General features: G+C 65.2%; 7 protein-coding genes and 1 pseudogene. 6 read left to right on the top strand and 2 right to left on the bottom strand.

Going from position 1 to position 9,033, the window contains the following annotated elements; translation table 11 throughout:
• Nucleotides 1-501, bottom strand: a pseudogene (locus ACKODO_RS07750) (transposase); the annotation flags it as partial.
• Nucleotides 502-837: 336 nt separating this feature from the next.
• Between ACKODO_RS07750 and ACKODO_RS07745 the strand changes: the two are divergent.
• The 6 genes from ACKODO_RS07745 (at nucleotide 838) to ACKODO_RS07720 (ending at nucleotide 7,473) form a co-directional block, all read left to right on the top strand.
• On the top strand, nucleotides 838-2,256 hold the full coding sequence (locus tag ACKODO_RS07745; protein ID WP_408982869.1) for a cytochrome P450: 1,419 nt from the start codon (nucleotides 838-840) through the stop codon (nucleotides 2,254-2,256).
• Nucleotides 2,253-3,158, top strand: a complete 906-nt coding sequence (locus ACKODO_RS07740; protein ID WP_408982868.1) for a lysophospholipid acyltransferase family protein — start codon at nucleotides 2,253-2,255, stop codon at nucleotides 3,156-3,158. Before ACKODO_RS07745 ends, ACKODO_RS07740 begins: the two co-directional genes overlap by 4 nt.
• Nucleotides 3,155-4,033 (top strand): lysophospholipid acyltransferase family protein, encoded by an 879-nt coding sequence (locus ACKODO_RS07735; protein WP_408982867.1) that lies wholly within the window; start codon nucleotides 3,155-3,157, stop codon nucleotides 4,031-4,033. The genes ACKODO_RS07740 and ACKODO_RS07735 overlap by 4 nt, the downstream gene beginning before the upstream one ends.
• A gap of 157 nt (nucleotides 4,034-4,190) precedes the next feature.
• Nucleotides 4,191-5,348, top strand: coding sequence for a polysaccharide biosynthesis/export family protein (locus ACKODO_RS07730; protein WP_408982866.1), 1,158 nt, complete (start codon nucleotides 4,191-4,193; stop codon nucleotides 5,346-5,348).
• 11 nt (nucleotides 5,349-5,359) lie between these two features.
• The gene (locus ACKODO_RS07725) at nucleotides 5,360-6,190 is read left to right on the top strand and encodes an SDR family oxidoreductase (RefSeq protein WP_408982865.1); all 831 of its coding nucleotides are present in this window, start codon (nucleotides 5,360-5,362) and stop codon (nucleotides 6,188-6,190) included.
• Nucleotides 6,187-7,473: a capsule biosynthesis protein gene (locus tag ACKODO_RS07720; protein ID WP_408982864.1), complete on the top strand. Its 1,287-nt coding sequence runs from the start codon at nucleotides 6,187-6,189 to the stop codon at nucleotides 7,471-7,473. The genes ACKODO_RS07725 and ACKODO_RS07720 overlap by 4 nt, the downstream gene beginning before the upstream one ends.
• Here the strand turns inward: ACKODO_RS07720 and ACKODO_RS07715 are convergent.
• Nucleotides 7,451-8,752, bottom strand: a complete 1,302-nt coding sequence (locus tag ACKODO_RS07715) for a glycosyltransferase family 4 protein (RefSeq protein WP_408982863.1) — start codon at nucleotides 8,750-8,752, stop codon at nucleotides 7,451-7,453. The two genes, ACKODO_RS07720 and ACKODO_RS07715, sit on opposite strands and share 23 nt — an antisense overlap.
• Nucleotides 8,753-9,033 lie beyond the last annotated feature (281 nt).

Here is a 9,033-nt window from a genome sequence, read left to right as displayed (position 1 = left end):
TCTTCTCATTCATGACCATGCCCTTGCGCTCCAGCATGATTCCGACGCGCCGATATCCAAACCGGCGACGCTTCTCGGCGATCTTGCGTATTTCTTCGCGGATGTCCTGATGATCAGGCGGGCGCTCGCGCCGCACCGTCTTCGGATCGACACCAACCAGGACGCAGGCCCGGCGCTGCGAGATCGGATGATCCCGCATGGCCCGCAGCACAGCGTCCCGCCGCTGCATCGGGGTCGTCAGGGTTTTCCCAGGAGATCCTTCGGCACGACATTGTCGAGCATCGCGTCCGCCAGCAGACGCTTGAGCTTGTTGTTCTCGTCCTCGAGTTGCCTGAGCCGTTTGGTATCTGAAAGCTCCATCCCGCCATACTTGGCCATGAGCTTGTAAAACGTCGCCGGGCTAAGCCCATGCTTCCGGCACAGCTCGGAGGTCGGCAGTCCCGCCTCCTGTTCCTTGATCATTCCGATGATCTGCCCATCGGTGAAACGGCCCTTTCTCATGTCGTCGGCCCCTTCTCAGGCTGGGCAGACTCTACATCAGAGCGAGGGACGTTCAGGGGGGACAGGTCAGCGATCAAGGCGGCGCTCTATGGCGCGGGCTCGATTTCGGCGTCTGGGGGCTCGGGGAACCGGCCGAACCGGAAAGCCGCCAATGGCTGCGGCCTGATCAGCTGATCCCCGTGCTCTGGGCCGCGCTTCAAGCCCTGCGGGCCGATCTGCAGCAGGTGAAGACGTGCCTTGGGGCCTCACCACCCGCTTGACAAGGCGTCGCGACGGACGAAAGACACTCCAAAGGTTGGTGCAGCCCGAGGGCTGCCGGACGGCGGAGTGTTCACCATGGCCTTCCGGCTCTACGAACCCGCGCGCGTGATCGAGGAGCGGGGCGATGGCTACCTCGTCGCGCCGCATCCGGCACCGCTGAAGGAGCAGCCGGGGCTGCTGGGCTCCATCCTCGGCTCGCGTTATTCGTTGATCGGCACGTGGACCGAAGATTGCTACGAAAGCTGTCTCACCGCCTTCGATCTGATGCGGCGCGAGGTCGTCCTCGTGAACACGCCGGAGCATATCAAATACGTGATGGTGACGCGCCACCAGAATTTCGAGCGCAAGAGCCCGCAGATGCGCCGGGCACTCGAGGTGCTGCTCGGCGACGGGCTCTTCATCTCCGAGGGCGAGACCTGGAAGCGCCGGCGGCCGCTGGTGGCGGATATCGTCCACAAGAACCGCGTGCCGGTCTTCGGCCGCACGATGGAAGAGGTGACCCTCTGCTTTGCGCAAGGCTGGGCCGCGAAACGGAAGGACGAGGAATTCGAACTCACCGCCGCCATGGCCGAACTAACGGCCGAGATCATCTCGCGCACGATCTTCGGGCATGATCTCGGTGCGGAAGCGGCGCGGCAGGTGATCGACGGGTTCTCGTCCTATCAGAAGCACATCGACAACTTCAATCTCGGCTACTGGCTTGGCTGGGATGAGGGCTGGCCCATTCCGCATGGCCCGGTGAAGAACCGCGCCGCGAAGATGGTGCATGGCGTGATCGAGAACGTCGTGAACGCCCATCTCGCGGGTGGCGGCGAGGAAGGCTCGATGATCGACCTCCTCGTGAAGCGCCGGCAACGGAACCCCGAGCTCGAGCTCGATGTCGAGGCTCTGCGCAACGAGGCCGCGACCATCTTCATGGCCGGCCACGAGACAACCGCCGCGACCCTGATGTGGGCCTTCTACCTGATCGACCGCGCGCCATGGATCGAGGCGGCGCTGGTGGAAGAGATCGCCCGGATCTGCGGCAATCGTAACCCGACCATCGATGACATCGATGCTCTGGAACTCTGCAAGGCGGTGATCGGCGAGACCCTGCGGCTCTATCCGCCCGTGCCGCTGCTGCCCCGGCAGGCCCGCGAGGTGGATCGAATCGGCGAATACGAGGTGAAGAAGGGGGGAATGGTGATGATTTCGCCGTGGCTCATCCATCGCGCCAAGGACCTGTGGGACGACCCAAACCACTTCAAGCCCGAGCGCTTCCTCAACGGGGCGCGCATCAACCCATTCGCCTATATCCCCTTCGCGGTGGGGCCGCGCGTCTGCGCTGGGCTGAATTTCGGGCAATCCGAGGCGATCCTCTGCCTCGCGATCCTGATCCAGAAATTCAAGGTCACGGTGCGGCCGGGCTATCGCGCCGAGCCGGTCTGCCGGCTCACCCTGCGCGCGGCAGCGGGCATGCCGGTGATGGTCGAGCCCCGGGCGCGCGCGGCATGACAAGCCTGTTCGAGCGGCTGGAGCCGAAGATCCAGGCCTTCCTATTCAAGATCATGCAGATCCTGCCAACAGAGCGCGCGACCGATTTCGGCGTGTTCGTGACGAAACAGAACGTGATTCACAATCGCCCGGAGATTCTCGCCGGCGCGCGGCGCAACCTGAAGATCCATTTCCCGGAAGCCTCGGAGGCCGAGATCGAGGCGAAGATCGGCGAATTCCTCGATGGCGTCGGTCGCTTCATGGCCGAATTCGCGGTGATGCACCGGTTGATCCCCGAGGGGCGGCTGAAGCTCATCGGCGTCGAGGCCTCCCGTGCAGCCGCCGAAGCCGGGCCGATCATCGCGCTCGGGCTTCACACCGGCAACTGGGAGACCTTCGGGCCGGCTTTCGCGGAGGCGAAGATCCCCCTCGCCTCCTTCTACGATCCGCCCGCCAACCCCTTCGAGCGCGGAATCGCCGAGAGCACCCGCGCGCGCTTCGGCGTGCAGCTTCTGGCACCCGATGCGAGCGGCACGCGCGAGGCGATCCGCCTGCTGCGCCAGAATCGCGTGGTCATGATCTTCCCTGATGAGGCGCGCGGCGGGCAGGTGATGGGCCCGCTTTTCGGTCGCGCGCCGCATCTCAAGGGCAATCTCGCGATCGCTACGCGCCTTGCGCGCCATACCGGCGCGCGCTTCGCTATTTGCCATTCCGAGCGGCGGCGCAAAGGCCATTTCGATCTCTGCTTCGGCGAACCCTTCGCGCTGCCGGAGATCGAGGGGCGGCCGGATCACCGCGCGGATGTTACCTTCCTGAATTCCCGGATTGAGCCGATCGTGAAGCGGAACCTGCCGCGCTGGTACTTCCTCGATGATTCGCTGGCACCGGTCGCCGACGAGCCGGATCAGGGAGGCGAGGCATGATCCCCCAGGAGGGCAAGGCGGCGGATGCGATTCTCGCCTTCTTCTACAGCCTGCTGCGCTTCCTGCCCTCGGAATGGGCCTCGAATATCGGGAGTTTTGGCTACCGCATGAATGCGAAGCTCGCGCTGAAGAAGGCCATGGCCAATGCGAAGATCAATCTGCGCTTTCACCGGCCGCAGGCAAGCGAGGCCGAGCTCGATACCATGGTGATGGAATTCTATGATGGCGTGGGGCGCGTCGCGGCGGAATTCGCGGTGATGCATCGCTTCTGGGACGAAGGCCGCTTCGCGGTGACGGGCCTTGAACCCTTCCAGGCGGCCTATCGCACGCGGCCCATCGTGGTGCTCTGCGTGCATACCGGAAACTGGGAGACCTTCGCACCGGTGTTCCAGAAGGCGGGAATCAAGCTCAATTCCGTCATCCAGCCGCCGAATGGCGCCTTCGAGCGCTTCATCGTGCAGCGCGTGCGCGAGCGGTTCGGGGTCTCGGTGATCGAGCCGGACATCAAGGGCATCCGCACGGCCATCCGCGTGCTGCGCGACAAGGGTGTCGTCTCGATGTTTCCGGATGAGGCGCGCAACGGCGTGAGCCATGGCCCGCTCTTCGGGCGCAAGCCGCATGACAACGGCAATCTCGCCATTGCCGCGCGCCTCGCCCGGATGAGCGGCGCCGCGATCCAGTTCACGCATTGCCGGCGAATCGGTGCGTGCCATTTCCAGCTGACCTTCGAGCCACTTTTCGAAATGCCGCCCCGCGAGAGCGAGGATATCCTCGCCGATGTCGCCTTTCTCAACGCCAGGATCGAGCCGATCGTGCTGGCGAATATTCCGCGCTGGTATTTCCTCGATGATTCCATTGCGCCGCTGGACGCCTGATCGGCAATGTTTTTCCGTTGGTGAACATGAAGTTAACCCTGTTGCGGATTTGCTTCAGAACGAAAGATTTATGGCCCAAAATGTTTCCTTTCCCGGGCTGACTGTGTAGTGAGGGTTAGTCCGGCGGAATAACCGGACGAAAATGGATTTTTTCGGAATGCGGATCGGGACAATCGGGTTTTCCATGGCCGCCGGGCTGGTGCTCGCGGGTTGCGCTGCGTTGCCATCGACTGGCCCGACCAGCATGGAAGTGACCGAGCAGGCCAATGCCGGCACCGATGTCCGCTTTGTCCTGCGCAATGTCGACGATCACGTCGTCTCGGTCCTCGCGAGCACGCGTCCGCCCACCTTCCATGGCAGCTTCGGCGATAGCCGCCCGGCCCCCGGCCAGCGGATCGGCATCGGCGACACCGTTCAGGTGACGGTGTGGGAAGCGGCCGCCGGCGGGCTCTTCTCCTCGCCCGCGATCGACCGCAACTCGACCGGCGCGCGCTCGGCCGTCATCCCACCGCAGATCGTGGCGAAGGATGGCTCGATCACCGTGCCTTATGCGGGGCGCATCCGCGTCGCCGGCCTCACCACGCCCGAGGTCGAGGAGCGTATCGTCACCGGCCTCACCGGCAAGGCCATCGAGCCGCAGGTTCTGGTCACCGTGCCGCTGGGCCTGTCGAACTCGGTGACCATCCTCGGTGAAGTCACCAATGGCGCGCGCGTGCCGCTCTCGGTGCGTGGCGAACGCATCCTCGATGTCATCGCTTCAGCCGGCGGCATCCGGGCCCCGGCGCATGAGACGTTCGTGACACTTCAGCGGCGCGGGCGCACGGCGGCGGTGCCGATGCAGCGGCTCGTGCTGAACGCGGCCGAGAACATCTATGCCCATCCGGATGACGTGATCACCGTCGTGCGCGACCCCCAGACCTATTCGGTCTTCGGCGCGGCCGGCCGCAACGCCGTGGTGCCCTTCGACGCCGCCGGCATGACGCTCGAGCAGGCCGTGGCGAAGGCCGGCGGCTTGCTGGATTGGCGCTCGGACCCGACCGGCGTGTTCCTGCTGCGCTACGAGAGCGCATCGGTCGCGCGGATGCTTGACCACGAGTTCAAGATCGTGCCGCCGGATGCGAAGGTGCCGGTGATCTACAAGCTCAACATGCGCGATGCGAAGTCGTTCTTCCTTGCGCAGAACATCCACATCCGCAATCGCGACATGATCTATGTGGCGAATGCGCCGGTTACCGAGTTCCAGAAGATCATCGGCGTGCTGCTGACGGCCGCGCAGCCCGTGGCGACCGGCGCCTCGATCGCGTCCGGCTTCTAAGGATCGTCGCCATGGGTGTCACTGGCCCCGCACCTCGCGTGGCGGTGATCTCCGGCGGTTCGAGCGGCATCGGCCTCGCGATCGCGCATGAACTCGCCGGGCGCGGCTTCCATCTCTGGCTGCTGGCCCGCCGGCCGGATCGTCTTGATGCCGCGAAAGCCGAGCTCCTCGCCCGCCACCCTGCCCTACCCGTCGCGACGCTTCCGCTCGACGTGACGGACGCCGCGGCCACAAGTGACGCCATCGCGCTAATCCTCCGCGAGGCCGGCAGGATCGACTGGCTGGTGACCAGCGCCGGAACGGTGGAGCCCGGCCTGTTCCTCGATCAGCCCATCGAGGCGCATCGCCGCCAGATGGAGATCAACCATTTCGGCACGCTGCACCTCGTGAAACCCGTGGCCGAGGCCATGCGCGCGCAGGGCGGCGGACGCATCACGCTGATTTCATCCGCGGCTGCTTTCGCGGGGATTGCCGGTTATTCCGGCTATGTCGCAAGCAAGTTCGCGGTGCGTGCGCTCGGCGAGACCCTGCAGGTGGAACTTGCGCAGCATGGCACCGCGGTGGGCGTTGCCTTTCCGCCCGATACGGATACGCCGCAATACAAGGCCGAGCAGGCTACAAAGCCGGAGATCACCAAGGCGATCAGCGCCGGCGGCGGTGTGCTCTCGGCGGAAACGGTCGCGCGCAGCATCGTGCGTGGGGCCGAACGCGGGCGCTTTCTCCTCACCCCATCCCCGCTGATGACGGCCTTCGGCTGGCTGCATTCGCTCTATGCGCCGCTCTTCCGGCATCAGCAGCGGCGGAAAATCGCGGAACTCGCACGCAAGAAGGGCGCTCCATGACCGCTCCTGCCGCCCCCCGCGTCATCCTGTTCCTGATGGGACCGAGCACGCCGTTCTGGCGGGAACTCAGCCTCGCCTTCGAGGCGGAGGGCCACCGCACGCTGAAGGTCTGCTTCTCGCTCGGCGATTGGCTCTACTGGCGCCGTCCCGGCGCGCATCACTATCGCGGGCGGCTTTCGCGCTGGCCGGCCTATCTCGACAAGCTGATCGCGCGCGAGGGCGTTACGGATATCCTGCTCTATGCCGATCAGCAGCCCTATCACCTTGCGGCGGGCGAAGTGGCGCGCGTGCATGGCATCCCGGTGATCGCAATCGAGAACGGGTATCTCCGACCCGACTGGATCACGGTCGAGCGCGGCGGCATGGGGGTGCGCTCGCATTTCCCGAACGATCCGGCGACGATCCGCGCCATTGCGGCCGAGGTTGGCGAGCCGGATCTCGCGGTGCGTTATCGCCACGGCTTCTGGATCGAGATGTTCCATGAAGGCGCCTACCAGATGATGACCTATTTCTGGCGGGTGCTCTATCCCTTCTACCGGACAGGGAAATACTACGATCCCCTGCTCGAACTGCTCGTCGGCATCCCGAAGCTCTGGAAGGTCAAGGCCAGCGAGGCGGATGCCGCGCGCCTCATTGCGGAGCGGCTCGCCAGGCAGGAGCCATTCTACGCGCTCGCGCTGCAATTGCAGGGCGATTACCAGATACGGTCGAACTCGCCCTATCATCATATCTGCGACATGATCGGCGAGGTGATCGCTTCCTTCGCCCAGCATGCCCCGGCGAGCAACCGGCTTCTCGTGAAGCAGCATCCGCATGACAATGGGTGGGAAAGCTGGTCTAGGCATCTGCGTCGCGCGGCTCGCGCCCATGGCGTCGACGAGCGCGTGGATTTCATCGATGGCGGCGATCTCGGCGTCTTGCTGAAAGCGGCGCGCGGCTGTGTGATGATCAACTCGACCGTTGGCCTGTTCTCGATCCGCCATGGCTGCCCGACGAAGATCCTCGGCGTCGCGATCTACGACATGCCGGGCCTGACGCATCAGGGCTCGCTCGACAGTTTCTGGGCCGCGCCCGAGCCGGTGGATGCCGGCCTCGCCGCGGATTTCGTGCGGGCTCTGGCCGCGACGATCCAGGTCAAGGGCGATTTCTACAATCCCGAGGGCCGGAAGGCTGCGATCGATGCGATCGTCGGGCGGATCATCGAACACCGCGTCAATGAGCCCGGCGCCTTCGTCGATCCGCCGCCGCGCGCTCAGCCTCTCAAGCGCGCACCGGCTCGTTGAGAAGCACGGCCGTCACGTCGCGCATGTAGTCGCCCCAGCGGCGCGGCACGAAGGTGCGCGCGGCCGCGCGCCGCTCCTCGAAACGGGCATCGTCCATCAGGTTCTCGATCGCCTCGACCCAGGGGTCCGGATTTTTCGGCGGCAGGAATTCGCCTGCCTCGCCCACGGCCTCGCGATGCGCGGGGATATCCGAGACGAGCGCCGGCGTGCCCACACTCAGCGCTTCGCCCGGCGGCAGGCCAAACCCCTCGATGAAGGAGGGCATCAGCACGGCGCGCGCGCTGGCCATCAATTGCGCCATGGCCGGGCTCGACAGCCCGCTCGCGAGCAGGATTGACCGGCGGAGGCTCTCTTCGGCCGACATCTCGCGGATGATCTCCTGCGAGGCGAAGCCGGGCGAGCCGGCGACGATCAGCTTTGGCGTGGCCTCGCCATGGCGGCGGATCAGTTCGCGCCAAGCCTCGATCAGCAGGCGATGGTTCTTGCGTGGCTCGACCGCGCCGCAGATCATGAAATAGGGTCGCCCCTGCAATTCGCGCACGGGCGATACGTGACGGCCGAAGAGATCGTCGATCGGCAGCGGAAGCGCATGGATGTCGATCGGGCGAACGCGATGGTTCGCTAGCGCCTCCTCCACGGCCTTGCCGGCGGAGCGCGTGGGCACGATGAGGCTGTCGGCATATTTCGCGGTCTTCACCACCAGCCGCTGATGGGCGCGGAAGGTCTCGTCGGCCACGAATTCCGGATATTCCAGCGGAATTGTGTCATGCACCATGAAGATCGTGCGGATATCCGGCCGCTTCCACCGCCAACGGAAGGCGCGCGGGAAAGTGAGCCCGTAATGGCCGATATCGAGATAGAGGGCCTTCGGCGGCAAAGCCGTGATGGGCTTGCCCAGCGTGATGCCGCCGCCGAGCAGCAGCCTCGCGATGCGCGGGATGCCCTTGGCGCCGGGCAGGAAGCCGCGCGGCTTCGGCGGTGGCTCGGGCAGGCCGGGATCATCGAAACGCCGGATGAGGCGGGCGAGAATGCGATCTCCCCCAGGGTCGATATGCTCGCGCCAGAGACCATCGAGGCGGTCGCGCGCCTTGAAAAGCTGCTCACGCGGAAAGAAGCGCGGGCCGACAAGCGTCGGCATTACGCCCACGACATCCGCCGGCCAATGGTCGAGCAGGTAGGAAATGTAGCCGTAATCGATCCGGTCTACGCCACGCGGGGTCGTATGTGTCGCGGCGAGGATCAGCCGCAGCAGGTTATAGGCGATGGGACGCGGGGCCATGGCCCGTCCTTAACAGGGCGAAGGAGGAAAACCACCGCTTTCTGCGGCGGAACGGGCGCTGCGAACAGCTTTTCAGGGCAGATGATCGCGATCCGCCATCCCGCGAACCACCGCGCGGGGCGACGGATCGCGGGGCGCGTATCAGATCGTCTGGTTATAGGCACCGACTTCCCTGTTCTCGCGCAGGATCGCATCCATCGCCTTGAACATCTCGCGCATGCGGGCTTCGGAGACCGGGCTCTCGATGACGACGACCAGTTCCGGCTTGTTGGACGAGGCAC

It is taken from the genome of Rhabdaerophilum sp. (genome assembly GCF_046092605.1).
GTDB lineage: Bacteria > Pseudomonadota > Alphaproteobacteria > Rhizobiales > Beijerinckiaceae > Rhabdaerophilum.
Note: the sequence above shows the minus strand (reverse complement) of the source record. Positions and strands in the feature narration are given on the sequence as shown.